The sequence below is a fragment of the Pseudomonas mohnii genome (genome assembly GCF_900105115.1).
In the GTDB taxonomy this organism is placed as follows: Bacteria; Pseudomonadota; Gammaproteobacteria; order Pseudomonadales; family Pseudomonadaceae; genus Aquipseudomonas; species Aquipseudomonas mohnii.
This window is the reverse complement of sequence record NZ_FNRV01000001.1, coordinates 605,926-631,922: the sequence shown is the minus strand read 5'-3', so window position 1 is coordinate 631,922 and position 25,997 is coordinate 605,926. Positions and strand designations below refer to the sequence as shown.

General features: G+C 62.1%; 22 protein-coding genes. 10 read left to right on the top strand and 12 right to left on the bottom strand.

Annotated features, from left to right (window positions below; all coding sequences use genetic code 11):
* The first annotated feature begins 21 nt into the window (after positions 1-21).
* The 4 genes from lexA to BLV61_RS02695 are packed head-to-tail and all read left to right on the top strand — an operon-like array spanning position 22 to position 5,765.
* On the top strand, positions 22-639 hold the full coding sequence (gene lexA / locus BLV61_RS02710) for a transcriptional repressor LexA (protein WP_047529831.1): 618 nt from the start codon (positions 22-24) through the stop codon (positions 637-639).
* Complete coding sequence (imuA, locus tag BLV61_RS02705) at positions 639-1,268, top strand: translesion DNA synthesis-associated protein ImuA (protein ID WP_090462349.1); 630 nt, start codon at positions 639-641, stop codon at positions 1,266-1,268. Before lexA ends, imuA begins: the two co-directional genes overlap by 1 nt.
* 7 nt (positions 1,269-1,275) lie before the next feature.
* Complete coding sequence (locus BLV61_RS02700) at positions 1,276-2,691, top strand: Y-family DNA polymerase (protein ID WP_090462347.1); 1,416 nt, start codon at positions 1,276-1,278, stop codon at positions 2,689-2,691.
* The gene (locus BLV61_RS02695) at positions 2,667-5,765 is read left to right on the top strand and encodes an error-prone DNA polymerase (protein ID WP_161793930.1); all 3,099 of its coding nucleotides are present in this window, start codon (positions 2,667-2,669) and stop codon (positions 5,763-5,765) included. The genes BLV61_RS02700 and BLV61_RS02695 overlap by 25 nt, the downstream gene beginning before the upstream one ends.
* A 130-nt stretch (positions 5,766-5,895) precedes the next feature.
* On the opposite strand, the gene BLV61_RS02690 is transcribed toward BLV61_RS02695, so the two are convergent.
* The 7 genes from BLV61_RS02690 to BLV61_RS02660 form a co-directional block, all read right to left on the bottom strand.
* Entirely contained in the window at positions 5,896-6,558 is a 663-nt protein-coding gene (locus BLV61_RS02690) for a flavin reductase family protein (protein WP_090462345.1), read from the bottom strand.
* A 12-nt stretch (positions 6,559-6,570) separates the two neighbouring features.
* Complete coding sequence (locus BLV61_RS02685; RefSeq protein ID WP_090462343.1) at positions 6,571-8,058, bottom strand: amidohydrolase family protein; 1,488 nt, start codon at positions 8,056-8,058, stop codon at positions 6,571-6,573.
* Complete coding sequence (locus BLV61_RS02680; protein ID WP_090462340.1) at positions 8,055-9,251, bottom strand: amidohydrolase family protein; 1,197 nt, start codon at positions 9,249-9,251, stop codon at positions 8,055-8,057. The genes BLV61_RS02685 and BLV61_RS02680 overlap by 4 nt, the downstream gene beginning before the upstream one ends.
* Before the next feature lie 147 nt (positions 9,252-9,398).
* A complete protein-coding gene (locus tag BLV61_RS02675; RefSeq protein ID WP_047529820.1) occupies positions 9,399-10,457 on the bottom strand; it encodes an extracellular solute-binding protein in 1,059 nt (352 codons plus the stop codon).
* Positions 10,458-10,474: 17 nt separating this feature from the next.
* The gene (locus BLV61_RS02670) at positions 10,475-11,263 is read right to left on the bottom strand and encodes an ABC transporter permease (RefSeq protein ID WP_047529819.1); all 789 of its coding nucleotides are present in this window, start codon (positions 11,261-11,263) and stop codon (positions 10,475-10,477) included.
* On the bottom strand, positions 11,260-12,177 hold the full coding sequence (locus BLV61_RS02665; protein ID WP_047529818.1) for an ABC transporter permease: 918 nt from the start codon (positions 12,175-12,177) through the stop codon (positions 11,260-11,262). The genes BLV61_RS02670 and BLV61_RS02665 overlap by 4 nt, the downstream gene beginning before the upstream one ends.
* 1 nt (position 12,178) lies before the next feature.
* Entirely contained in the window at positions 12,179-13,264 is a 1,086-nt protein-coding gene (locus BLV61_RS02660) for an ABC transporter ATP-binding protein (RefSeq protein WP_090462338.1), read from the bottom strand.
* 140 nt (positions 13,265-13,404) lie between these two features.
* Between BLV61_RS02660 and BLV61_RS02655 the strand changes: the two genes are divergently transcribed.
* The 4 genes from BLV61_RS02655 to BLV61_RS02640 all read left to right on the top strand — a co-directional run bounded on the left by BLV61_RS02655 (position 13,405) and on the right by BLV61_RS02640 (position 19,463).
* A complete protein-coding gene (locus tag BLV61_RS02655) occupies positions 13,405-14,094 on the top strand; it encodes a GntR family transcriptional regulator (RefSeq protein WP_047529816.1) in 690 nt (229 codons plus the stop codon).
* 160 nt (positions 14,095-14,254) lie between these two features.
* Positions 14,255-16,366: a hybrid sensor histidine kinase/response regulator gene (locus BLV61_RS02650; protein WP_090462335.1), complete on the top strand. Its 2,112-nt coding sequence runs from the start codon at positions 14,255-14,257 to the stop codon at positions 16,364-16,366.
* A 136-nt stretch (positions 16,367-16,502) separates the two neighbouring features.
* Positions 16,503-19,139 carry an excinuclease ABC subunit UvrA gene (gene uvrA / locus BLV61_RS02645; protein ID WP_047529814.1) on the top strand — a complete coding sequence of 879 codons (2,637 nt, stop codon included), beginning with the start codon at positions 16,503-16,505 and terminating at the stop codon, positions 19,137-19,139.
* 135 nt (positions 19,140-19,274) lie between these two features.
* On the top strand, positions 19,275-19,463 hold the full coding sequence (locus BLV61_RS02640) for a hypothetical protein (RefSeq protein ID WP_090462333.1): 189 nt from the start codon (positions 19,275-19,277) through the stop codon (positions 19,461-19,463).
* Positions 19,464-19,517: 54 nt separating this feature from the next.
* Here the strand turns inward: BLV61_RS02640 and BLV61_RS02635 are convergent, their stop codons facing one another.
* On the bottom strand, positions 19,518-20,039 hold the full coding sequence (locus BLV61_RS02635; protein ID WP_090462332.1) for a DUF4142 domain-containing protein: 522 nt from the start codon (positions 20,037-20,039) through the stop codon (positions 19,518-19,520).
* A 217-nt stretch (positions 20,040-20,256) separates the two neighbouring features.
* Here BLV61_RS02635 and BLV61_RS02630 point away from each other — a divergent pair, with 217 nt between their 5' ends.
* Together BLV61_RS02630 and BLV61_RS02625 are read left to right on the top strand one after the other, a co-directional pair.
* Positions 20,257-20,490 (top strand): hypothetical protein, encoded by a 234-nt coding sequence (locus BLV61_RS02630; protein WP_090462330.1) that lies wholly within the window; start codon positions 20,257-20,259, stop codon positions 20,488-20,490.
* Positions 20,491-20,599: 109 nt separating this feature from the next.
* Positions 20,600-20,788, top strand: coding sequence for a hypothetical protein (locus BLV61_RS02625; protein WP_090462328.1), 189 nt, complete (start codon positions 20,600-20,602; stop codon positions 20,786-20,788).
* A gap of 52 nt (positions 20,789-20,840) precedes the next feature.
* Here BLV61_RS02625 and BLV61_RS02620 read toward each other — a convergent pair whose 3' ends face one another.
* From BLV61_RS02620 to BLV61_RS02605, 4 genes are all read right to left on the bottom strand, one after another.
* Positions 20,841-21,929 carry an SMP-30/gluconolactonase/LRE family protein gene (locus BLV61_RS02620; RefSeq protein WP_090462326.1) on the bottom strand — a complete coding sequence of 363 codons (1,089 nt, stop codon included), beginning with the start codon at positions 21,927-21,929 and terminating at the stop codon, positions 20,841-20,843.
* Positions 21,926-23,071, bottom strand: a complete 1,146-nt coding sequence (locus BLV61_RS02615) for a sterol desaturase/SRPBCC family protein (protein ID WP_090469697.1) — start codon at positions 23,069-23,071, stop codon at positions 21,926-21,928. The genes BLV61_RS02620 and BLV61_RS02615 overlap by 4 nt, the downstream gene beginning before the upstream one ends.
* A 105-nt stretch (positions 23,072-23,176) precedes the next feature.
* Positions 23,177-24,040 (bottom strand): LysR family transcriptional regulator, encoded by an 864-nt coding sequence (locus BLV61_RS02610; RefSeq protein WP_047529801.1) that lies wholly within the window; start codon positions 24,038-24,040, stop codon positions 23,177-23,179.
* A gap of 105 nt (positions 24,041-24,145) precedes the next feature.
* Positions 24,146-25,993: an amidohydrolase gene (locus tag BLV61_RS02605; protein WP_167361773.1), complete on the bottom strand. Its 1,848-nt coding sequence runs from the start codon at positions 25,991-25,993 to the stop codon at positions 24,146-24,148.
* Between the last annotated feature and the right edge of the window lie 4 nt (positions 25,994-25,997).

Sequence of the window (25,997 nt, the reverse complement as noted above, 5' to 3'; positions counted from 1 at the left end):
AAAAATCCGAAAAGAGTACAAATGTACTCCATGACGACTTTAACTCCCCGCCGTACCGCCATCCTGACCTTCATCCGCGAACGCATCGCCGAACACGGTCAGTCCCCGAGCCTCGCCGAGATCAGCGAGGCGTTCGGTTTCGCCTCCCGCAGCGTGGCGCGCAAGCATGTGCTGGCGCTCACCGACGCCGGGTTTATCGAGGTCAACCCGCATCAGGCCCGTGGCATTCGCCTGCTCGGGCAGCCACCGCGTCCCGAACTGCTGGACATCCCGGTGCTCGGCCGGGTGGCGGCCGGTGCGCCGATCGGGGCCGATGCCGAAATCCATAGCCGCTTGCTGCTCGATCCATCGATCTTCTCCCGCGTGCCTGACTACATGCTGCGGGTCCGCGGTGACTCGATGATCGAAGACGGCATTCTCGACGGCGATCTGGTGGGCGTGCACCGCAACCCCGAGGCGCTCAACGGCCAGATCGTCGTGGCGCGCCTGGACGGCGAAGTCACCATCAAGCGCTTCGAACGGGTCGGCGACAGGGTTCGCCTGTTGCCGCGCAACCCGGCCTATCAGCCGATCATCGTCGAAGCCGACCGGGACCTGGCCATCGAAGGGGTGTTCTGCGGTCTGGTGAGGCAAGGCTGATGGGTGCCGTCGTTGCGCTGGATACGCTGTTCAATGGCGGCCAGGTCTGGAAGGGCCGGCCTGCGCCGCCTGCGGTCAGCCCGCAACCCACCGGGCATGCCGCGCTGGATGCAGCGTTGCCCACGGGCGGCTGGCCGGAAGCGGCACTGACCGAAATTCTCCTGGCCGGGCAGGGTGTCGGCGAATTGCAGCTGGTATGGCCGGCACTGGCGCGGCTGGCGGCGGCGGGCGAGCGCATTGTGCTGGTGGCGCCGCCCTATGTGCCGTATCCCCAGGCGTGGCAGAGCGCCGGGGTCGATCTGCGCCAGTTGTCGATCATTCAGGCCAGCGAACGCGATGCGCTGTGGGCGGCGGAACAATGCCTGCGTTCGGGCAGTTGCGGCGCGGTGCTGTGCTGGCCGCACAAGGCCGATGACCGTGCGCTGCGCCGCTTGCAGGTGGCGGCGGAAACCGGCTCGACCCTGGCGTTCGCTTATCGCTCGATCAGTGAAGCGATCAACCCGTCGCCAGCGGCCCTGCGCATCGCCATCGATGCCGCCAACAATGCCAAGCCTGCGCAATTGCGGGTGCTCAAGTGCCGGGGCGGCCAGGCCCGTTCGGCGCCGATTGCCTTTGCCGTGGGGCATTGAGGTTGCCATGCGCTGGGTCTGCATTCTTTTCCCGCAATTGGCGCTGGACGCGGTACTGCGTCAGCGCGCCGATCCCGAAGCGCCGCTGGCGTTGCTGACCGGCCCGGCCCAGCGCCGGGTGTTGCAGACGGTCAACGGCGCGGCGCGGGCGCTGGGCTTGCGTCCCGGCCAGTCCATGAGTGCCGCCCAGGCCTTGAGCAAGGGTTTTGCCACGGCCGAGTACGACACGGCTGAAATCGAACACTGGCAGCAGTTCCTGGCCGCTTGGGCCTATCGCTTCAGTTCCCAGGTCAGCGTGCATTACCCGCGCGCTCTGGTGTTTGAAATCGAGTCCAGCCTGGGGCTGTTCGGTGGCTGGTCGCCCTTCGAGGCGCGTTTGCGCAGCGAGCTCGGCGAGTTGGGTTTCCGTCACCGCATCGTCGCCGCGCCCAACCCGGTAGCGGCGCGGATGCTGGCCAACGCCCATGACGGCCTGGTGGTGCCCGACGATCAAGCCTTGCGGCATCACCTCGGGCAATTGCCCGTCGACCGCATCGGGCTGGAGGCCAACGTCGCCACCGCATTGTCGCGCATGGGCCTGCGCACCTTGAGTCAGGTGCAGGCGTTGCCTCGACACAGCCTGGCGCGGCGCTTCGAGGCCCCGGTGCTCAAGCACCTGGACACCTTGCTCGGTTTGCGGCGCTTGCCGCTGGCGTTCTATCTGCCGCCGGACCGCTTCGATGTGCGTATCGAGCTCAACTTCGATGTGCAATCCCATCAGGCCTTGCTGTTTCCGCTGCGCCGGTTGACCGGCGACCTGTCGGCGTTTCTCTGCGGGCGCGACAGCGGCGTGCAACGCTTCGACCTGCATCTGGAACACGCCGGCTTGCCGGACACGCTGATCAAGGTGGGGCTGCTCAGCGCCGAACGCGACCCGGCGATGCTCTTCGAACTGGCGCGAGGTCGGCTTGAGCAAGTGCAGGTCGAGGCGCCGGTGCGTGGGTTTCGCCTGCGCGCCGAAGACTTGCCGAGCTTCGTTCCGCAGTTTCAGGAGCTGTTCGACGATCGCCCACAGCAAACCTTGCCCTGGGAACAACTGCGCGAACGCCTGCGCGCTCGGTTGGGGGACGATGCGGTGCACGGCTTGCGCTTCCAGGCCGATCACCGACCCGAGTGCGCGTGGCAGGCCAGTGCCGACCACCAGCCCTGCGCCGGATTTCCCAGCGTGCAACGGCCAGGCTGGCTGCTGACAGAACCCCTGGCGGTACACGAAGGCTCGACGCGCATTCTCATGGGGCCGGAACGCATCGAGTCCGGCTGGTGGGACGGCGACGACGTACGCCGCGACTATTACCTGATCGAAACCCGTAGCGGCCAGCAGGGCTGGGCCTATCGTGCGGTCGGCGAGGATGGCCCGTTGTGGCTGCAGGGCTGGTTTGCATGAGCGCCGGGTATGCGGAACTGCACTGCCTGTCGAACTTCAGTTTCCAGCGCGGTGCCTCCAGTGCCCTTGAGTTGTTTCAGCGGGCGAAAAAGCAGGGCTATCAGGCCCTGGCGATCACCGATGAATGCACCCTGGCCGGCATCGTCCGCGCCTGGCAAGCAGCGAAGTCCGTGGAGCTGCCCCTGATCATCGGCAGTGAAGTGCGCATCGAGAACGGCCCGAAACTGGTGCTGCTGGTGGAAAATCTCGAGGGTTACCAGGCGTTATGCCGACTGATCACCCGAGCCCGGCGTCGCTCGCAAAAAGGCCAGTATCAAGTGTTGCGCGAGGACTTCAGCGAACCGTTGCCGGGGTTGCTGGCGCTGTGGGTGCCGGACGCGGTCGATGACTTCGCACAGGGTGACTGGCTGAAACAGGTGTTCGCTGAACGCTTGTGGCTGGCGCTGCAGTTACACCGGGGTCAGGACGATGCCCGGCGCCTCGATGCGCTGTTGACGCTGGCCAGGGCGTTGCGGATTCCTGCGGTGGCCAGCGGCGATGTACACATGCACGCTCGCGGGCGGCGCGCCTTGCAGGACACCATGACCGCGATCCGCTATCACCTGCCGGTGGCCGATGCCGGATTGCGCCTGCACCCCAACGGTGAGCGGCACTTGCGCAGCCTTGACGTCTTGCGCGATCTCTATCCAGCGGCCTTGCTCGACGAAACCCTGAACATCGCCCGGCGCTGCACGTTCGACCTCGGCCAGCTGCGTTATCAATATCCACGGGAACTGGTGCCAGAGGGACACAGCGCTGCGTCCTGGCTGCGGGAGTTGACCGAGCGTGGCATGCGCGAGCGCTGGCCCGGCGGGGCGAGCGAGAAGGTGCGCGGGCTGATCGACAAGGAATTGGGTCTGATCGCCGAGCTGGGCTATGAGAGTTATTTCCTGACCGTGCAGGACATCGTCGCCTTCGCCCGGCGCGAGAAAATTCTGTGTCAAGGCCGGGGCTCGGCGGCCAACTCGGCGGTGTGTTTCGCCTTGGGCATCACCGAGATCGACCCTGATCGCATGAACATGCTGTTCGAGCGCTTTCTCTCCAAGGAGCGCAACGAACCGCCGGACATCGACGTCGATTTCGAACACGAACGCCGGGAAGAAGTCTTGCAGTATGTGTTCCAGCGTTATGGCCGGGGGCGTGCCGCGCTGACCGCCGTGGTCAGCAGCTACCACGGCGCCGGCGCGGTGCGCGATGTGGCCAAGGCGCTGGGGTTGCCGCCGGATCAGGTCAACGCCCTGGCCGACTGCTGTGGCCACTGGAGCGATCAGGCTCCGCCCGTGGAGCGCCTGCGTGAAGGTGGGTTCGACCCTGACAGCCCGGTGTTGCGCAGGGTCCTCAGCCTGACCCAACAGTTGATCGGATTCCCCCGACACCTGTCCCAGCATCCCGGTGGTTTTGTGATTTCCGAGCAGCCGCTGGACCATCTGGTGCCGGTGGAGAACGCCGCGATGGCCGAGCGCACCATCATTCAGTGGGACAAGGACGATCTCGACGCGGTCGGGTTGCTCAAGGTGGATATCCTGGCCTTGGGCATGCTCAGCGCGATTCGTCGTTGTTTCGATTTGCTGCGCCGTCATCGCAACCTGGACCTGAGCCTGGCGTCGATCCCCTCCGAAGACGCGCCAACCTACGACATGATCGGTCGCGCCGACACCATCGGCGTGTTCCAGATCGAATCCCGGGCACAGATGTCGATGCTGCCCCGGCTCAAGCCGCGCAAGTTCTATGACCTGGTGATCGAGGTGGCCATCGTTCGTCCCGGACCGATCCAGGGCGGCATGGTGCATCCGTACTTGCGCCGGCGAAACAAGGAAGAACTCGAAAGCTATCCCTCGGAAGAGCTGCGGGAGGTGTTGAAGCGCACCCTGGGGGTTCCACTGTTTCAGGAACAAGTGATGCAGATCGCCATTGTCGCCGCCGACTACAGCCCTGGTGAGGCGGACCAGTTGCGCCGTTCCATGGCGGCCTGGAAACGTCATGGCGGGCTGGAGCCGCACAAGGACCGGCTGGCCGCCGGCATGAAGAAAAAAGGCTACACGGCTGAATTCGCCGCGCAGATTTTCGAGCAGATCAAGGGCTTTGGCAGTTACGGTTTTCCCGAATCCCACGCCGCCAGTTTCGCCTTGCTCACCTACGCCAGTTGCTGGTTGAAATGTCACGAACCGGCCGCCTTCGCCTGTGCGCTGATCAACAGTTGGCCCATGGGTTTCTACAGCCCGGACCAGATTCTGCAGGACGCGCGTCGCCACCATCTGCAGATTCGCCCGGTGGACGTGCGGGCCAGCGACTGGGATTGCAGCCTGGAACCGCTCACCGGCGCGCAACCGGCGATTCGCCTGGGTTTGCGCATGATCAAGGGCTTTCGCGAGGACGATGCCCGACGTATCGAGGCGGCGCGTTCGAACGGCGCGTTTGCCGACGTCGCCGACCTTGGCGAACGGGCCCGACTCGATGCCCGCGCCCAGGAGCTACTGGCCGATGCCGGTGCGCTGCGGGGGCTGGCGGGCGATCGGCATCGGGCGCGCTGGGAGGTGGCGGGGGTGCAAAAGCAGCTTGGCCTGTTTGCCGGCCTGCCCAGTCAGGAGGAGGGCGCGGTGGCGCTGCCCAAACCCACCGTGGGCGAGGACCTGCTGGCCGATTACAACAGTCTGGGCACTACCCTGGGGCCGCATCCGCTGGCGTTGTTGCGCGGTGAGTTGAAGGCACGACGCTGCCGCAGTTCGAAGGAATTGCTGGCGGTCGAGCACGGGCGGCCGGTCAGCGTCGCCGGGCTGGTGACTGGACGGCAGCGACCAGGCACCGCCAGCGGCGTGACCTTCGTCACCCTGGAAGACGAGTTCGGCAACGTCAACGTGGTGGTCTGGCGTGACCTGGCCGAGCGGCAACGCCAGGTGCTGGTCGGCTCGCAGTTGCTCAAGGTCGATGGACGTTGGGAGAAGGAGGGCGAAGTGCGCCACCTGATCGCCGGGCGCTTGAGTGACCTGAGCCCTTTGCTGGACGGCATCAGCGTGCGCAGCCGGGATTTTCGCTGACGATGCATCCCCCTGTAGGAGCGAGCTTGCTCGCGACGGGCGTAAGAACACCGCAGTCCGCCAGGTACCCGCATCATCGTTGACGTTTTTCGCGAGCAAGCTCGCTCCTACAGGGGATATGCGCTACGTACTACTTGGCCACCGGCCAAAACCGCTCCCCACCCCCCGGCGCTTCTGTCCAGGCCTGCAACGAGCGTGTCGGCAGATCGAAGTAATCTCGCGTGCGCGCATAGCCATGCCCGCCCATCCGTCCGATCGCATCGAGCCCGAGTTGATCGATGTACAGGGTTTTCGGGTCGATCAGTTCATCGCGTACATGGGCCATCAGCACTTCGCCGAAGATGATTTCCCGTGACTGGCCGATGGACAGCGCCATCATCCGGCGACACTCAAGCGCGACCGGGGCTTCGCCGATTCGTGGGCATTTGACCGTGGTGCCAGGAATGGCGGTGAGGCCGGCGGCGGTGAGTTCGTCGAAGCCGGGGGCGAAGGGCACGGCGCAGACGTTCATCGCTTCCACCAGCGCATCGCTGACGATGTTGACGGTGAATTCCTGGTTGAGCTGGATGTTGCGCGTGGTGTCCTTGGGGCTCTGGTCGCCGTAGTTTTCAACGCCCAGGGCGAGGATTGGCGGATCGGCCGAGAGTGCATTGAAAAAGCTGAACGGGGCGGCGTTGATCCGGCCTTCACCGTCGACAGTGGTGACCAAGGCAATCGGCCGTGGCACCACGCTGCCGATCAGAATCTTGTATTTGTCTCGCGCACTCAGCGTGCTGAAGTCGAAGCTTTGCATGGGCAGGATTCTCTAAAGAAGTGGATCGATGGCGCTCAGTGGCGCCTGTGCGCTGTAGTTGTCGGCGAACGGGATGGCCGGTTGGAACAAGGTCTTCCAGTCCGGTTGGCCAAAGGCCCGGTCGCTGTGGCTGCGCATCAGTTTTTCGAATTGTCGTTGGGCCTGGCGCTGCAGGGTGGGGTAGTCGACACCGTGGACCTGGCCGTCCTGCATCACGCAGCGGCCATCGATGTAACTGGCGATGCAGTCGTCGCCGCGCCCGGCCAGCACCAGGTTTTTCAACGGGTCGAACAGCGGCCCCAGGTGCAGGCCGCGCAGGCTGAACACGGTGATGTCGGCCTTGGCCCCCGGCGCCAGGCGACCGAGATCGTCACGGCCCAGCGCCTTGGCGCCGCCGAGGGTGGCGGCGTTGTACATGTCCAGTGTGCTGGTCTGCGAGTTGCCGCCCTCCATCAGGCGCGCGATGTTCAGGCCCTGGCGCATGTTGTCGAGCAAATCCGCCGGCCAGGTGTCGGTGCCCAAAGCGAAGTTGATGCCCTTGGCGCGATAGCGGCCGAAGGAGTTCAGGGCCTCGCCGTCCCGGGCGAATACCACCGGGCAGTGCACCAGGCTCGCGCCGCCATCCACCAGCCGCTGCAGGTCGTCATCGCCCTGGGTGTAGATGCCATGGGGCAGCAGGCTGCGCGGATTCAACAGCCCAAGCTGCTGCAACCAGCCCAGCGGTGACGCGCCGCGCAGTTGTTCGACCATCGCTACCTCGCCAAGTCCCTGGCAACAATGCAAACGCATCGGTGCGTTCAGCTCGCGGCTCAGTGCAGCGGTGCGTTGCAGCAGCGCGGGCGTGCAGGTCTGGATGCGGTCCGGCAGCAGTGCACCCCTAATCAGGCCGCCGTTCGCGCCGTCGAAATCACGGTAAAACCGCTCCGCCGCATCGAGTCCGGCCAGGCCCCGGGCTTCATCCCAGTGATGCGCCAACGTACCGTCGGCCTGCCAGTAACTCATGCCGCTCATGTAACAAGGGCCGAGGTATGTCCGCAGGCCCAATTCGCTTGCCACACCGGCCACCGCCGCAAACTCGTCGTAGGTTTCCGCCCATTGGCGGTAGTACATCGAGGTGATTGGCATGGCGGTGGTGATGCCATTGCGGATCAGTTGGGTGAAGGCGTAGCGATACTTGAAAATTTCCTCTTCAGGGCTGTAGCTCTCCCGTGACCCGCGGGCCAGATAGTCCGCCGACCACATCCGGCCCATGTCGCGCTCGTCGCCGTTGTCCAGGGTCAGGACTGTAGAGTCAAGATCGCCCAAGGCATCCAGATCGATGAAACCGGGGCCGATCAGCGCATTGCCATAGTCGATCCATTGCTCCACTGGCCCTGGATAACCGCGACCGACAAACACAATGCGCGAGCCTTCGAACACCACTTCGCCATCGCGCCACAGCACGTGTTGCGTGCCGTCGAAGCCGACCACGCAACTGGCTCGAAGTCCAATGCGATTCACAAACGACTGTCCAGCAAGCGACCGCCCGCAGCGATCAACTGCCCGCCGCGATAGACCTGGCGAGCCGGCCGCGAAACCACGGCTTCACCCAGGGTTTGCACCGGCATCAACAGAAAGTCCGCCGGCCCGCCCAGCGCCAGCCCATAGTCGGTAGAGCCCAGTGCCCGAGCGCCGTTCACCGTCGCCGCTTCAAATGCCGCCGCCAGTTCATCGTCCTTGTTCAAGTCGAAACGAAACGCCAGCAACATCGCCCGTTCCAGCATGTCGCCGTTGCCCATGGGCGACCAGGCGTCGCGAATGCCGTCGGAACCCAGGCAGACATTCACCCCGGTTTCGCGCAGGGCCAGGAATGGCGGCACCGCGCAATCGGCCGGTGCCGAGCTCATCAACGAAATACCCAGCGCCGCCAGGCGTTCGGCCACGGGTTTGACCTGGCTCCACGGCAGCATACCGAGGCAGTAGGCATGACTGATCATCACCCGGCCCTGACGCCCGAAGTGTTCGGTGTAATCAGCGATCAGCGCGATTTGCCACAGACCCAGTTCACCTTTGTCGTGCAGGTGAATGTCCACACCACGGTCGAACTCGCTGGCCAGTTTGAACACGAAGTCGAGTTGGGCGATGGGGTCGTTGTCGATGCCACACGGGTCGAGGCCGCCGACATTCTCCACGCCCAGGGCCATGGCTTTGCGCATCAGTTCGGCAGTGCCGGGACGGCTGATCAGGCCGGTTTGTGGGAACACCACCAGTTGCAGGTCGATCAGGTCGCGGTACGTTTCCCGTAGTTGCTGCATGGCTTCGACGTGGCGCAGGCCGAATTCCGGGTCGATGTCGACGTGGCAGCGCATGGTCAGGGAGCCACGGGCGATGCAGTTTTCCAGCAGTGCACCGGCCCGCTGCGCGATGGGGGTTTCGACTTCACGCAGGATCCGCCGTTCGTTGGCGATGTAATCCTTGAGGGTCGGGCCAGCGCTGTTGGGGCGCCACGGCTGGCCCCAGAGGGTTTTGTCCAGGTGCACGTGGCTTTCCACCAGGGGCGGGGTCAGCAGTTGGTTTTGGCCATCGATGTCGGTGGCGAGCAATTCAGTGGTCGAGGCCGGGCGACGTTGGGTGAACCGGCCATTTTCGATCAGCAGGTCTTCGGCGGGGGAGCCGTAGGGGCGTACATTGCGTAGCCAGCGGGGTTGAGTCATTTAAACCTCGAATTCTGTGGTGTTTGGGAGGGCCTCATCGCTGGCAAGCCAGCTCCCACAGGGTTTGGGGGTGTTCACAAATGGTGTGATCAATACAAATCACTGTGGGAGCTGGCTTGCCAGCGATGGCCGCGTCAGGGTTTCAAGTCAGCCCTTGAGCTTCGCCCAGATGCGGTCCTGCAGTTCCCGCGCCTTGTTGCTGCACTCTTTTTCAGGGCGCAGTCGCGAGGCGAATTCGTCGGGCATGTTGATGGCGTCCATCACACGCCATTTGGCGTCGATCAACGTGTCGCTCTGGATGCCGTTGGCGTAGGCGATGGCGTTGGACACGGCGGCGGCGTTTTCCGGTTTCATCATCCAGTCGATGAAGATCTTCGCGTTGCCAGGGTGCGGGGCGCTTTTCGGCACGGCGAAGTTGTCCTGGAACATCGCCAGGCCTTCGCGCGGGTAGACGTACTTGATGGTGCTCTTCTGCAGCGTGGCTCGCGCGGTGGAACCGTTCCAGTTCTGCATCATGATCACTTCACCGGAGGCCATGCGGTCGACGGTGTTGTCCGAGCTGTACATCTTCAGGAACGGTTTCTGTTTTTGCAGCAGTTCGAGGATGCGTTTGGCGTCCTGCGGGTTTTCGCTGCATTCGTCGACGTTCAGGTAATGGCTGGCGGCGTTGATCACGCTGCTGGAGGTGTCGAGCGCGGCGAGCTGGCCTTGCAGTTCTTTGCGCGGTTCGAAGAATTCTTTCCACGAGTCGTCGAGTTTGCCGCCCGGCACGCGCGCACTGTCATAGGAAAACCCGGTGGTGCCCCACAGGTACGGTGCCGAGAATTTGCGGCCGGGGTCGAAACCCGGGTCGCGGAACGCCGGTTTCACGTATTGGAAATTGGGCAGGGTCGGGGTGTCGATTTCCAGCAGCAGGTTCTGGTTGATCAGGGTGCGCATGATCGACTGCGACGGCACGATCACGTCATACGCCGCGCCACCGGCCTGCAACTTGGCCAGCAGGGTTTCGTTGCTGTCGTAGCCGTCCATGGTGACCTTGATTCCGGTCTCTTTTTCGAACTTGGCCAGCAGGTCGACCGGGTAGTAGTCAGTCCAGTTATAGAAGAACAGCTCCTTGGGTTCGGCGGCGTGCGCGCCGAACGCGGTGAAGCAACTCAAGGCCAGACTGGCAACGGCGAAACGCATGCTTTTCACTTTCTTGTTCATAAACACAGGCTCCAGGCTCATTGTTGTTTACCGCGCTGTCCCAGCCAGAAGGCCAGCACGACCAGCACGATGGAAATCACCAGCATCAGGGTCGAAATCGCGTTGATCTCCGGCGTCACGCCGGCCTTGATCGCCGAGAAGATGTACACCGGCAGGGTGGTCGAACCCGGCCCGGCGACGAAGAAGGTCATGATGAAATCGTCGAGGCTGACCACGAACGCCAGCACCGAACCGGACAACACCGCCGGCCACAGCAGCGGCAAGGTCACCCGGCGAAACACCTGCCACGGGTTGGCGTACAGATCGTTCGCCGCTTCCAGCAGGCTCTTGTCCAGGTCGTTGAGTCGAGCGCGGATCGGCAGGTACGCGAAGGGAATGCAGAAGCCGACGTGCGCGATGATCACTGTCAGCAAACCGAGCTTGATCCCCAGTGCCATGAACAGCAGCAAGGTGGCGACCGCCGTGACGATCTCCGGCAGGATCAGCGGCAGGTTGATCCCGCCCTCGACCATTTTCTGTCCGTAGAACGGCCGGTAGGTGGCCAGCGCCGCGAGCAAGGCAATGGCCGTGGCGCAGACCGTGGCGATGCTGGCGACGATGATCGAGTTCAGCGCCGCCGTCTGGATCGACGGGTTGGCCAGGATCCGCCCGTACCAGGCGAAGGAGAACTCGGTCCACACCGTGGCCGAGCGGTTGGCGTTGAAGCTATAGGCAATCAACACCAGGATCGGCAGGTACAGATAAGCCAGCATCAACAGACTGACTTCACGGGTCAGGGGCAGTTTTTTCAGGTGCAGGGCGATCATGCTTGGGCTCCCCGACGCAGGGTCTTGGCGGCGTTGCGGCTATAGAGGGCGTACAGCACCAGGGACAGCAACATGATCCCCAGCAGCAGGAACGACAGCGAACTGCCCAGCGGCCAGTTGCGCGCGGTGCCGAACTGTTGCTGGATCAGGTTGCCGATCATCAGCGTCTTGCCGCCGCCGAGAATCGCCGGGGTAATGAACGCGCCGAGGCTCGGCACGAACACCAGCAGGGAACCGGCAATCACCCCCGGCATCGACAGCGGCAAAATGATCCGCTTCAGCGCGTGCCAGCGATTGGCACCGAGGTCATAGGCGGCTTCCACCAGACGCCAGTCGAGTTTCTCCAGGGTCGAGTAGATCGGCAGGATCATGAACGGCAGGAAGCTGTAGACCAGCCCGACGCTGACCGCGAAGTCGTTGTAGAGCAGGGTGATGCCACCGGCCTGGGGGAACAGCGCATTGAGGGTTTGGGCGACCCAGCCCTGTTCACGCAGGATGATCAGCCAGGCGTAGTTGCGGATCAGCAGGTTGGTCCAGAACGGGATGGTGATCAGCAAGACCATCAGGTTGCGCCGGCGCGGTGTCAGGCTCGACATCCACAACGCCACCGGAAAGCCGAACAGAAAGCACAACACGGTCGTGCCACCGGCCTGGAACACCGAGCGCAACAGCGCCTGGGCGTAGACCCAGTTCAGCTCCAGTTCGCCGTCGAAACCTTCCTGGAAAAACAGCTGCACGTAGCTTTGCAATTGCCAGTTGGCCTGCCAGTCGACACCGCCATACACGTTGCGCGGCAACAGGCTGATGTAGCCCATGATGCCCAGCGGGATGGCGATCAGGGCCAGCAGGGTCAGAACCACCGGGCTGAGTAACAGCGCGCGGTTGAGGGCGGGAGAAGTGCTGCTGACGCTCATTTCAGGCCTCCATCAGCAGGCAGGCGTGGGGCGGCAGGTTGACCGCGACGCGATCGCCCACCACCCGCCCGCGATTCAGGCCTTCGTTGTTTTCGCGCAGCATGACCTTGATGTCGTTGTTCAAGCGGCACTGGTAGAGGGTCGCGGTGCCGACATACAACACGGCCTCGATCACCCCGCGCAGGTGATGCGGTTGCGTCGGATCGACCAGTTGCGAGCGCTCCGGACGGAACGCCAGTTGCACGCTGGAGCCATCGAAGCCTTGGGCCGGGCAGGGGATTTCCACCGGCATGCCGTTGGGCACGAACAGTTTTTCGTTCTGCTGGCCGCGCTTGAGGTGGCCGGGCAGGAAGTTGATGTCACCGATGAACTGCGCGACAAACTGATGCTGCGGCCGTTCGTAGATGTCATTGGGCGTGCCGATCTGCAGGATCTTGCCGGCGGACATCACCGCAATGCGATCGGACAGGGTCAGGGCTTCTTCCTGGTCGTGGGTGACAAAAATGAAGGTGATCCCGGCTTCCTTCTGCACGCGCTTGAGTTCGACCTGCATTTCCTTGCGCAGCTTGAGGTCCAGGGCCGACAGCGGTTCGTCGAGCAACAGCACTTTCGGTTTCGGTGCCAGGGCGCGGGCCAGAGCCACGCGCTGTTGCTGGCCACCGGACAATTCCGCCGGTTTGCGCTTGGCCAGGTGCTGCATTTGCACCAGCGCGAGCATTTCGTCGACCCGCTGCGCAATCTGCTTGTGATCAAGACCCTGCATCTCAAGGCCGAAGGCGATATTCTGCGCAACACTCATGTGCGGAAACAGCGCGTAGCTCTGGAATACCGTGTTGACCCGGCGCTTGAACGGCGGCAAGTCATTGACCGGTTCGCCCGCGAGACGAATCTCGCCGGCGCTGACGTGTTCGAAGCCGGCGATGGTGCGCAGCAGGGTGGTTTTGCCACAGCCGGAAGGGCCGAGCAGCGTGAAGAACTCGTTATCGGCAATGTCGACTGAAACGTTGTCGAGGGCTGGAGCCAGCCCCGGATCGTCGGAATACCGTTTAAAGACGTTACGCACTTCGATTGCAACTGGACGACCCATATTGGTGCATTCCTCTAATTATTGTATGCAAAATCTGGATGCAATTTAGAAATACCCGGATTAATCTGCTCGTGCAACCCCCTTTTGAAAGGCTGTTCATTCGCCTGGGGCTGATTGCATGGCGCTGAAGGAGTGATCGAATGGCGGAAAAGAAACTGGAAACCACGGTCGACCGTGTCTACCAAGGGGTTTACGAGGCGATCAGCAAGCGCACCTTGCGTCCCGGGATGAAGCTGGGCGAGTCCTCGCTGGCCGAACTTTTCAATGTCAGCCGCACGTCAGTTCGTGCCGCGCTCAAGCAGTTGGAAGCTGATGGCCTGGTCACCACCGAGCCCAATAAAGGTGCATCGGTATCGTTGCCGAGCGACGAAGAGATCCGTTCGCTGTTCGAGACCCGGCGTTTGATTGAAATCGGCATCGTCAGCGAACTGTGCCGTCGTCGCGATACCGCCGTGACCCAGGATTTACGCGATCATTTGCTGCTGGAGGACGAAGCGCATCAAAGTGGCGATCATGAGCGCCTGATCCATTTGCTTGGCGAGTTCCACATCAAACTGGCTCGCAGCCTGAACAACCCGGTGTTGCTGGACTGGTTCCAGAAACTGATCTCCCGCGCCTCGCTGTACGCCGCCGCGCTGGATGACGACAGCCACGAAGCCTGTCGCGATGACGAACACTTGCGGTTGATCGAGTACATCGAAGCGGGTAACCAGAGCGCGGCGATCGAGTTGACCTGTATGCATTTGAATGGCATCGAGAAGGCGATTCTGGATGTGGCCGCCACGTTGAAAACCGGCTATCACCCGCTTAAACATCTGATTGAGGTGTGATCATCCGGTCTGAAACTGCATGCACCCACAGGGATTTTTTGCCAGCCACAGGTTTTGGTCGTTCAAGATGGATCGCGAGAATTAGCTATACCTCTATGAAACCAATGGCATCCGCGATGCTCGAAACAAACGGGTGTGATTTCCTGGATAAGGCCAACCGATGCAGTTTCTAGAGGATAGTCACGGGTGTGCCGGCTGGCACGGCGAGATGGCCGGGCGTATCCGTGCGTTCGACTGGAGCCGGACCGAGCTGGGCAACCTCGATACCTGGCCCAAGAGCCTGAGCAGCTCGGTGCAGATGATGCTCGCCTCGCCACTGCCGATGGTGATGCTGTGGGGGCGACCCGGCTACATGATCTATAACGACGCCTATTCGGAGTTTGCCGGCGGGCGTCATCCTTATCTGTTGGGTTCTCCGGTCGAGCTGGGCTGGCCGGAAGTCGCCGAATTCAATCGGCACGTGGTCGATACCTGCCTGGGCGGCGGCACCTTGTCCTTCCGCAACAAAGAGTTGGTGCTGTTGCGCAGCGGAATCCCCGAAGAGGTGTGGTTGGACCTGTATTACAGCCCGGTTGCCGATGATAACGGCAAGCCCGCCGGGGTCATGGCGATGGTTGTCGATACGACTGAACGGGTGATTTCCGAGCGCCGTCGCCAGGCCGCCGAAGATGCCTATCGCGCCGACAACGAGCGCGTACGCCTGGCGTTGAATGCCGGCGCCTTGCTGGGGTCGTTTGTCTGGGACGTGAAGAGCAATGTGCTGAGCGGCGATGAGCGTTTCGCCCGCACTTTTTCCTATCCCGCCGAACAGCCGCTGGACAACCTGCCACAAGACACCGCTGAAGCGCATATTCACCCTGACGATCTCAGTTGGCTGCAGGAACAGGTTCGGCAATCGATGGCGACTGGCGAACCCTTCAATGCCGAATATCGGGTCATCCGCCCTGATGGCAGTTATCTGTGGGTACTCGCCAGTGGTTGTTGCGAGTTCAATGAACAGGGCGAGCCATTTCGTTTCCCCGGGGTGTTGATCGACATTCATGAACGCAAGATCGCCGAAGAGTCCTTGCTCAGGTTCACCCGCAACCTGGAGCAACGCGTGGCCGATGAAGTCGAGGCACGGCTGGCGACGGAGGAACAATTGCGCCAATCACAGAAGCTCGAAGCCATCGGTGGCCTGACGGGCGGTGTGGCCCACGACTTCAACAATCTGTTGCAGGTGATCGCCGGCAACCTGCACTTGCTGGCCCGGCATGAGCCAAATAACGCCAATGTCCAGCGCCGGGTGGCGGCGTCGATTGCCGCCGTCGAACGCGGGGCAAAACTGTCTTCGCAATTGCTCGCGTTTGCCCGTCGCCAGCCCTTGTCCCCGGCCATTTATACGCCTGAGCAGATTTTCGATGGCCTGGGTGAGCTGTTGCAGCGTGCGCTGGGTGAAACCTTCCAGGTGCAAATGCGTGCGCCCGCCAACCTCTGGCAGGTGTTCGTCGATCGCAATCAACTGGAAAATGCCATTCTCAACCTGGCCATCAATGCCCGTGACGCCATGAAGGGTGAGGGCACCATCGACCTGAGCGCGGAGAACATCCGCCTTGATCGCGCATTTTGCACCAGCAAGGGCATTGTCGCCGGCGACTATGTACGGGTATCGGTGGCCGACACGGGGGCAGGCATGCCGCCGCAGGTGCTCGCCCAGGCGTTCGAGCCGTTTTTCACCACCAAACCCGACGGCCAGGGCACGGGGCTTGGCTTGAGCATGGTGTTCGGCTTCGTCAAACAGAGCGGCGGGCACATCGAGATGTTCAGCGTCGTCGGCGAAGGTACCCGGGTCCAGCTCTACTTCCCGCGCAGCCTGCGCACGGCGGGCAATGAAATCTCCACTCTTGAAGTGCCGCAACGAGGTGGACACGAGCGGATTCTGGTGGTCGAGGACAATGAAGCGGTGCGCGTTTCAACGGTGGAGTTTTTGCGCGAGGAGGGCTATCAGGTGCTGACGGCCGCCAATGCCGACATCGCCATGCAGATGTTGCTGGAAGGCGTGGCGGTGGACCTGATTTTCACCGATGTGGTCATGCCGGGCCTGATCAAGAGTTCGGATCTCGCGGCCTGGGCCAAGGTGCAGAATCCGCCCGTGACGGTGCTGTTCACCTCGGGGCATACCCGTGACATTATCTCGCGCAACCACCAACTCAGCCCGGATACCCATTTGCTGGGCAAGCCCTACAGCCCCGATGCGCTGACCCTGATGATTCGTACGGTGCTCAACGGCTGACCCAAAAACCTGTGGGCGCCGGCTTGCAGCGATCGCGTCAGTCAGTCGTATCTTTACTGACTGCAAGCCCGCTTTCGCTGCCAAGCAAGCGCCTACAGTCATTCGGTTTTTTCAGATATCTAATCAAGGCGACCTGATGACCTCAAACCGCACCTCCAATCCAACCTCCGGCATGGTCAAGGTACGCGGTGCCCGGGAACACAACCTCAAGAACGTCGATGTCGATATTCCCCGCGATGCCTTGGTGGTGTTCACCGGGGTGTCCGGTTCGGGAAAATCGTCGCTGGCATTTTCGACCCTCTACGCTGAAGCGCAACGCCGCTATTTCGAATCCGTCGCCCCTTATGCGCGGCGCCTGATCGATCAGGTCGGCGTGCCGGACGTGGACTCCATCGAAGGCCTGCCGCCGGCCGTGGCCCTGCAGCAGCAACGGGGCACGCCGAGCACGCGTTCTTCGGTGGGCAGTGTGACGACGTTGTCGAGCCTGATCCGCATGCTCTATTCCCGCGCCGGCAGTTACCCGCCAGGCCAGCCGATGCTGTACGCCGAAGATTTTTCGCCCAATACGCCCCAGGGTGCCTGCCCGGAATGTCACGGCCTGGGCCGGGTGTATGAAGTCACCGAGGCGCTGATGGTCCCGGACCCGAGCCTGACCATCCGCCAGCGCGCCGTCGCCTCATGGCCCCTGGCATGGCAAGGACAGAACCTGCGCGACATTCTGGTGACCATGGGCTACGACGTCGATATTCCCTGGCGCGATTTGCCGAAAAAGCAGCGCGACTGGATTCTGTTCACCGAGGAAACGCCGACGGTGCCGGTGTACGCCGGCCTCACCCCGGAGGAAACCCGGGTCGCCCTCAAGCGCAAAATGGAACCGAGTTACCAGGGCACCTTCACTGGCGCGCGCCGCTACATCCTGCACACCTTCACCCACTCCCAGAGTGCGCTGATGAAAAAGCGTGTGTCGCAGTTCATGATCGGCAGCCCGTGCCCGTTGTGCGAGGGCAAGCGGCTCAAACGCGAGGCGCTGTCGGTGACCTTTGCCGGCTACGACATCGGCGCGCTGTCACAGATGCCGTTGTTGCAAGTCGCTGAGGTGCTGAAGCCGGTGGCGGCCCAGCATTACCTGGAGGAGGGTGATGAAGCGGGTGAGGTGCTGAGCCACAGCCAGACCCGCGAGGCCCGTGAACAGCGCGTGGCCCATGGCGCCAGCGGACACGCCAACGCCCCCGATGTACGCCATACGCCGAACCTGTCGGTGGAGAAACGCCTGGCGGCGCAACGGATTGCCCAGGATTTGCTGGAACGGGTCAGCACCCTGACCGACCTTGGCCTCGGTTACCTGGCGCTGGAGCGCAGCACGCCGACGTTGTCGTCGGGTGAGTTGCAGCGTCTGCGCCTGGCGACGCAGTTGGGCTCGCAGTTGTTCGGCGTGATCTACGTGCTGGATGAACCCTCGGCCGGCCTGCATCCGGCGGATGGCGAGGCGCTGTTCGACGCCTTGCAACGCTTGAAGGCCGCCGGCAATACCTTGTTCGTGGTCGAGCACGATCTGCAAACCATGCAGCGTGCCGACTGGTTGATCGACGTCGGCCCGGCGGCGGGGGAGCATGGCGGGCGGGTGCTGTACAGCGGTCCACCGGCCGGGTTGGCTGAAGTGGCCGAATCGCAAACCCGCGCCTACCTGTTCGCCGAGCAGGCCAGTCAGGTCCGTACCAGCCGCAAGGCCGGGGATTGGCTACGCCTGGAAGGCATTACCCGCAACAATCTGGATAACCTCGATGTCGAGTTTCCGTTAGGTTGTTTCACGGCGGTGACCGGTGTCTCGGGTTCGGGCAAGTCGAGTCTGGTCAGCCAGGCATTGCTGGAACTGGTCGGCGCACACCTCGGGCGCCCGGCCGCCGACAGCGAACCGCAGGCGCTGAATCTGGAGGACGACACGCCGCAAGTCAGCGGTGGCCAGGTCACGGCGGGGCTAGCGTCGATCAAGCGTCTGGTGCAAGTGGATCAGAAGCCCATCGGTCGCACACCGCGCTCCAACCTGGCGACCTATACCGGGCTGTTCGATAACGTGCGCAAACTCTACGCTGCCACGCCCGAGGCACAAGCGGCGGGTTATGACGCCGGGCAGTTTTCCTTCAACGTTGCCAAGGGCCGTTGCCCGACCTGCGAAGGCGAGGGGTTTGTCAGCGTCGAGTTGCTGTTCATGCCCAGCGTCTATGCACCGTGCCCGACCTGTCACGGTGACCGCTACAACCCCGAGACGCTGGCGATTAGCTGGCAGGGCCGTAACATTGCGCAGGTCCTGCAATTGACGGTGGATGAGGCGGTCGAAGTGTTCGCCGAACAAGCGGCTATCCGCCGCTCGCTGGAGGTGCTGCGCGACATTGGCCTGGGCTATTTGCGCCTCGGTCAACCGGCGACGGAGCTGTCCGGTGGCGAAGCCCAGCGCATCAAACTGGCCACCGAACTGCAGCGCAACCAGCGTGGCGCCACGCTCTATGTGCTCGACGAGCCCACCACCGGACTGCACCCACGGGATGTCGATCGCTTGCTGGAGCAATTGAACAACCTGGTGACGGCGGGGCACACGGTGATCGTCGTCGAGCACGAAATGCGCGTGGTGGCGCAGAGCGACTGGGTGATCGATATCGGCCCAGGGGCGGGGGATCAGGGCGGCAAGGTGGTCGTGGCGGGGACGCCGCAGAAAGTCGCCAAGAGCAAGAAGAGCCGGACCGCGCCGTTTTTGGCTCGGGTACTTGGTGCGGTGTGAATGGTCGGTGGCAGCTCATGCCTGTGTTTCTTGTGCCGAATCGGCCAATGGATGGAACGTCGCCCGCGAGATGGCTTCGAACCTGTATGGCCGGGCTGTTCCAGCCTCGCAATGACAGCGACGACCGAGGTAATCATGAGCGATAAAACGGGTTCAGAAGACGACGCGATAACTCCCGAGCCGGAAAGCGCCGACCAAACGGTCGACCAGAAAAACCTTCACAACGATAACGACAATGAGTTCAGTCCGGGTTTCAAGCCCGATCCGGATCGACCAAAGCCGGGTGATGAGACCGACGCCGACATTGATACCGATGGCGGTTAGGTTGAATGCAACGAGGCCGCATCCCGTGATGCGGCCTTTTTGTGTGTACGAAAGTTATTTGCTTGGGTGCGCAGCCTGGAGTTTTTTTGCCATATCCAAGTGTTTTTCCAGCCCCGGCAGCATTTTTTGAGCGAAGCCTTTGAGTTCCACGGCGCCTTTGGTCTTGTCGTCGGTGACGGTGTTGGCCTCTTTCTTGAACAACTCGATGGTCTGTTCGTGGGCCTTGACCTGATTGTTGGCATAGGCCGCGTCAAAGGATTGATCGCGCATGTCGAGGATTTTTTCCTTGGCCTGGTTGGTCAGTGTCGTGTTCTCTGGAACCTTGATGTCATTCTTTTTCGCAATGGCCGCCAGTTCGTCATTGGCCTTGGAATGATCAGTGATCATCATGTTGGCGAAGGCCTTGATGTCGGCCGAGCTGCTTTTTTCCAGGGCCAGCTTGCTGGCTTCGATCTCTGCGATGCCACCGGCGGCGGCGTGATCGACGAAGTCGTTGGAAGTCGCGGCGAAGGCCGTGCCCATGAAGGTGCTCAAGGCGACGGCCAGAGTGAGATGGCGCAGGTTGAATCCGTCCATCAGTACATCTCCACGCAATTTTCATGGGTGATCGCAATGATCGTTAAGCTGTGGAGGCCGCCAGGCGGGAAAAGGTTTTATTGCATTGGCCAAAGGACGACGAACGGACACCGCTGGTCTGACAGGTGGTCGACAGAACCGGTCAACCAAGGCCATTCTGATAGTTGGCGAGCGCAATCAGAGGCGTTTGCTGCCGATTAACAAACGGAGGTGTTCCATGCCGGTGCCACACGACCTTTATCAGGATCTGAAACGCTCAAAGGAAGAAATCCAGCACAAACGCACCAAGGATCCGTTATTGGATTCGCTGCTTAACAAGTATTCGCTGGCCGATGCCGAAGTGGTCAAGGCAGAGGAGGCCAAGTCCAGTGATGACGCAGTGAAGAAGCTCAAGGAGACGCGCCTGATGGTCAAGGACAAGATCGTCAAACAACTCGAGTCGCCGTCCTGAAAGATCTCATGAGCCTCCGACGACCGGGGGCTGAACAATTGGAACGGCGCTAACGACCGGCACCTCGAATGATCAGAGACCGTCATTACGGTGACAGACGAGGTGCCCCATGACACATCCAAAATTCCCCAGCGAAGAACAGGGTGGCTTCGATCCCATCCCCACCCATCCCGAGCCTTTGAGTCCGGGGCGCAATGCCGTCAAGCCTGAAGAAGACCCCGGCCTCGACGAAGTGCCGGATGATGAAGCAGGCAAACCGCCGAACAGGCGCGATCGTATTGACCTGGATTCCGATTGACTCCTATCCCTGTGGGAGGGGGCTTGCCCGCTGCTGCAATGTGATTGCGTTGTTATTGCAGCGCCGCGCTCAGCGGCAAACGCACCATGTGTTTCGCCTTCAGCGAGCCCAAATACAGCCAGTCGCCATATTCGCGCGCGGTCGTGATCGGTGAGTAGTTGCCGCTGCTGCTGTCCTGGAGGTTGGCAATGACCCTGCCTTCGACATCGAGCCCGAGAACGAAGGCGCGTTTCTCCACCGGTTTGGGCAGCACGGTCATGGCCCGTGCGATCACCTTGCGTATGAAGGGATGTGCCGCCGTGGCGTCGAGCAAGGCATTGCGCGGTGCGTACAGCGCCACCCAGAAACGGTCGTGACCATTGAACGCGAGGTTGTCGGGCAGGCCTGGCAAGTTGTCGATGAACAGATCGTGGGTGCCTGCCTTGGGGCCGCTCAACCAGTAGCGGCTAATGCGATAGGCACCGGTTTCATTGACCAGCACATAGGCATCGTCCGGTCCGAGCGTCACGCCGTTGGCAAATTCCAGCTTGTCCAGCAGCACTGAGGTTTTGCCGGTCTGGAAGTCGTAACGCAACAAGCGACCATCGCCACCGTGTTCAATGATCGCCTCACCATCCTTGCCGTAGCCGAAGCGGCTGGAGGCATCGCTGAAGTAGGCATAGTGCCCCTGCGTGTCGATGGCGACGTCGTCAGTGAAACCGAAGGGCACGCCGTTGGCCTCTGTCGCCAAGGCCACCAGGCGACCTTGGGCGTCCAGCGACAGCAAACCCTTGACCGCATCAGCGATCACCAGCAAGCCGCTGGGGTGGCGAGCCAGACCCAAGGGCCGGCCACCGGTATCGGCCAGGACTTTGGTGGCCTTGCCGTCAAGGCTCGTGCGGATCACCCGGCCGTCATGCAAGCCGGTGATCAGCGTATCGTTTTCCAGCAGCAGTGCTTCGGGGCCATCGATGTCCGCAGCGCCAACAGGCTCCACGCCCTTGAGGCGCTGATTGTCGGCATAGGTGCCGCTGGTGAGCGATGGCGCGGGGGCTGGCGTCCAGGCCACGGGTTTGACCCTGGTGGGCATCAGCAGCAAGAAGCCAGCAACGACAATGACCACCAGCAGCAAGCCGTGGCGAAACCGGAGCGAGCGACTCACGCTCGGACTTCCGACAGGGCCAGGTGTTTTTCCGCCATCTCACGCAGCGCCAGCATCGAGGCCGCCGACTCACGATCGATCCGGCGCTTGAGCAACAACCGATTGGCAAGGCGCATCGCCACGCCGCTGAACTGATACTCCAGCGTGCGGACAAACCGCGTGCCTTCTCCCACGGCTTCACATTCGTAAGTCAGTATCAGCGACAGTCCATGGTCGCCGAGCGCCTGGGCACGCCAACGCAACCCAGGCAGGTATTCATCGACGACCCAACGCAAATGCCCATCACGTCCACCGGCGCGGATGTCTTCCTCGAACCGCGCGCCGGCGTGCAGCGGACCCTTTTGTCCGTTGATCCTGAGGGACGATGGATGCCACTGCGGCCAGTGGCTCACGTTGCTGGCGTACGCCAGCACGGCAAAGGGCGTTCCGGCGATCTCGATCTGATGCTGCATGCGGGTCATGGGCGTGCTCGTCGGCTGCGGGATCGCCGGCTCCGGCTCCCAGTAGAGGGTGCCGAACAGGTAATCCATCAATGGAAAAACGATGTTGAAGTTACGTTCCTGCATCAACTCACGGCGGTGATGCAGCTCATGCAGGCGCCGCATCTGGCGGACCCAAGGCAGGCGCGTCAGCGGGTTGTGCGGCGGTAGATGCTCGCAGGCATGGAACGCTTCATAGGCCAGGTAACCGAGGACCAGAAAACCGCCGACCAAACCGGCTACGTTGACGTCCACTTGCATGAGCAGCCACCAGAGAGGCAGGGTGATGAGCAGGGTGTGCAACACGATCAGCCAGGCCGGAAACAGAATCACCCGCCAGTCACGGGCGCTGTCATAAGTCATGTGGCCCGGTGCGAAAAAACTGTGATGGTCGCCGGTATGGCGGGCATAGAACAATCGCGCGTAACTTTTTTTCTGATGGCCCAGGTGCCGATGCACGCAGTACACGCCGAAGTTGAAGAGCAACAAGGTCAGAGGCACCGCCAGCCATTCGGTCGGTTGCACCTGGTGCACAGTGCTCCAGAAAACGGCCATGGCGAACACGCCGAACAGCAGCACGAAGGTGCCGTGAAGCCAGGGGTTGTAGCGCGGATGGATGTTGGCGCGGTAGCGGCTGCGGAATGCTTCGGTGGTCTGCCTCACTGCAATCACCTGTCGTTATCGTTATCTCCAGCAGCGTAGACGATCCCGGCGTGTTGGCTGGAGAACCTCGACGACACGAGTGCCACGATCCGGTGCAAGGCGTATTCAGGTCAACGGGTTCCAGCGTTGCGACCAGTCTTCATCGGACTGGATGACTTCGCGCAGCAGGTCGAAGGCTCGTTGCAACGTCGGCGAGTCGCGGTCGCGGGAGTAAACCAGATAGGTCGGGTAACTGAACTCCGGTGCTTTCGGGACTTGTTCCAGTACACCGCTTTCCAGGTAACTGCGCACGACACGGGTGCGGAAATAGCCGCTGCCGCCGTTTTCCAGAATGTATTGCAGGCCCAGCGGGCCGAGATTGAAACTCAGGGCGGCTTTGGCTTTTTCTGGCAGAGCGGCATCGTGCCGGCGCCGGAAGTCCTGGCCCCAGTCAATGTAGACGTAAGGTTCGGCACGACCGGGCAGGCGGACAAGGACAAGCTTTTCCTCCAGCACCTGCTCGACCTGAAGCCGCGGCCAATACTCGGGCTGATAGACCAGCGCCGCGTCCAGTACCCCCAGTTCCAACTGGCGCAACAGGTTTTCGCCGTCGCGGATTTCCATGCGCAGGGCGTGGCTGGGGATTTTTTCGCGCAACTCGCCGGCCCAACTGAGCATCAACGGGTTGCACAGACTGACCTCGCCGCCGATGTGCAATACATCGCGGTAACCCTCAGGCAACGGCAAGTCCCGCCTTGCGGCCTCCCAGGTTTCCACCAGTTGATTGGCATATACCACGAAAGCTTCGCCGTTGGGCGTGAGGCGGGCACCGGCGCGGTTGCGCACAAACAGGGTACTGCCCAGTTGGCTTTCGAGTTTTTGTACCCGTGCGGTGATCGCGGTTTGGGTGACGTGGAGCTTCTCGGCCGCTGCGGCAAGGCTGCCGTGGCGGACGATTTCCAGAAAGGTGCGGGCGAGATCGATGTCCATGGGATGGCCGATGGCGGAAGTGCTCGCATTGTAAAAGCACTGTTCACTTGCGGATAGGCATCACTTTTCCCCCCTCTGCACAGGGATCTTCGTCAGGCCTGGGATTCAGAATGCAAAACACGAACAGCCTAACGCTCCCCAGAACCCACGGAAGTCACTGACCGGCGCATTCGACAGGCGCGCACGTTCGTGACTGTGTGCATGTACCGCGCACGCGCCGACACACTGATGGACCTGTGCCGTCAGCGGCGCCAGCGGCTTCCAGTGCCCTGGCACCTTGGCCACCGGTGACCATTCCGGCACCACGGGGATCGGTGGCGGACCAAGCTTCTCGAATTCGACGCTGCCGTACACGATCTTGCCGTCGACGATGGTCAGCACCGCTTCGATGCCTTTGATGCCTTCGTCCTCGATGTGGAAATAGTCCGCCGACAGCGCAATCAGGTCCGCCAATTGCCCGGCCTTGATCTGGCCTTTCTTGCCCTGTTCAGACGAGAACCAGGCGCTGCCATGGGTGAACAGCTCCAGCGCGGTGTCGCGGCTCAGGCCTTGGGGATGAAGCGCCAGCCCGCCGACAGTCCGGCCGCTGACCAGCCAATAGAGCGAAGTCCACGGGTTGTAACTGGATACCCGCGTGGCATCGGTGCCAGCACCCACCGGCACCCCTTCGGCCAACATCCGGGCAATTGGCGGCGTATGTTCAGCCGCTTTGGCACCATAGCGGTCAACGAAGTATTCACCCTGGAACGCCATGCGATCCTGAATCGCGATGCCGCCGCCAAGGGCTTTGACCCGCTCGATGTTGCGCGGGGTGATGGTTTCGGCGTGATCGAAAAACCACGGCAAACCGGCGAACGGAATGTCGCGATTGACCTTCTCGAACACATCGAGCATGCGGCTGATGGATTCGTTGTAAGTGGCGTGCAGGCGGAATGGCCAGCGTTGTTCAACCAAGTGTCGAACCACGGGTTCCAGATCCTGTTCCATGGTGGGTGGCAGGTCGGGGCGAGGTTCCAGGAAGTCTTCAAAGTCGGCGGCGGAGAACGCCAGCATCTCCCCGGCGCCGTTGTGCCGCAGGAAGTCGTCGCCCTGACCGTAGTGCGAGGTACTGGTCCAGTTCTTGAAGTCGGTCAGTTCTTCCTTGGGCTTTTGGGTGAACAGGTTGTAGGCGATGCGAACGGTGAGTTGTTGCTCCTTGGCCAGTTGCTGAATGACTTGATAGTCGTCCGGGTAATTCTGATAACCGCCGCCGGCATCGATTGCACTGGTGACACCCAGACGATTGAGTTCGCGCATGAACTGACGCGTGGAGTTCACTTGATATTCCAGCGGCAGCTTCGGACCCTTGGCCAGGGTCGAATACAGAATCATCGCGTTGGGGCGGGCGATCAGCATGCCGGTGGGGTCGCCGTTGGCGTCCCGCTGGATTTCGCCGCCCGGAGGGTTCGGCGTGTCGCGGGTATAGCCGACCACTTTCAGCGCGGCCCGGTTGAGCAACGCGCGGTCGTACAAATGCAGCACGAATACCGGCGTATCGGGCGCAGCCTTGTTCAGTTCATCGAGGGTCGGCAGGCGTTTTTCGGCAAACTGGAATTCGTTCCAGCCACCCACCACCCGCACCCATTGCGGTGTGGGCGTGCGGTCAGCTTGATCCTTGAGCATGCGCAGGGCGTCGACCAGCGACGGTACGCCCTCCCAGCGCAGTTCGAGGTTGTAGTTGAGACCGCCACGGATCAGGTGCAAGTGTGAGTCGTTGAGCCCGGGAATCACCGTACGACCATGCAGGTCGACGACTTGCGTGGCCGGCCCCTGCAAGGCCATGGCCTGGGCATCGCTGCCAACCACCACGAAGCGCCCGTCCTTGATCGCCACGGCACTGGCCTGGGGTTTCTTGCGGTCAACGGTGTGCAGGCGTCCGTTGTACAAAATGAGATCGGCGGGGGTGTCGGGCATGGTT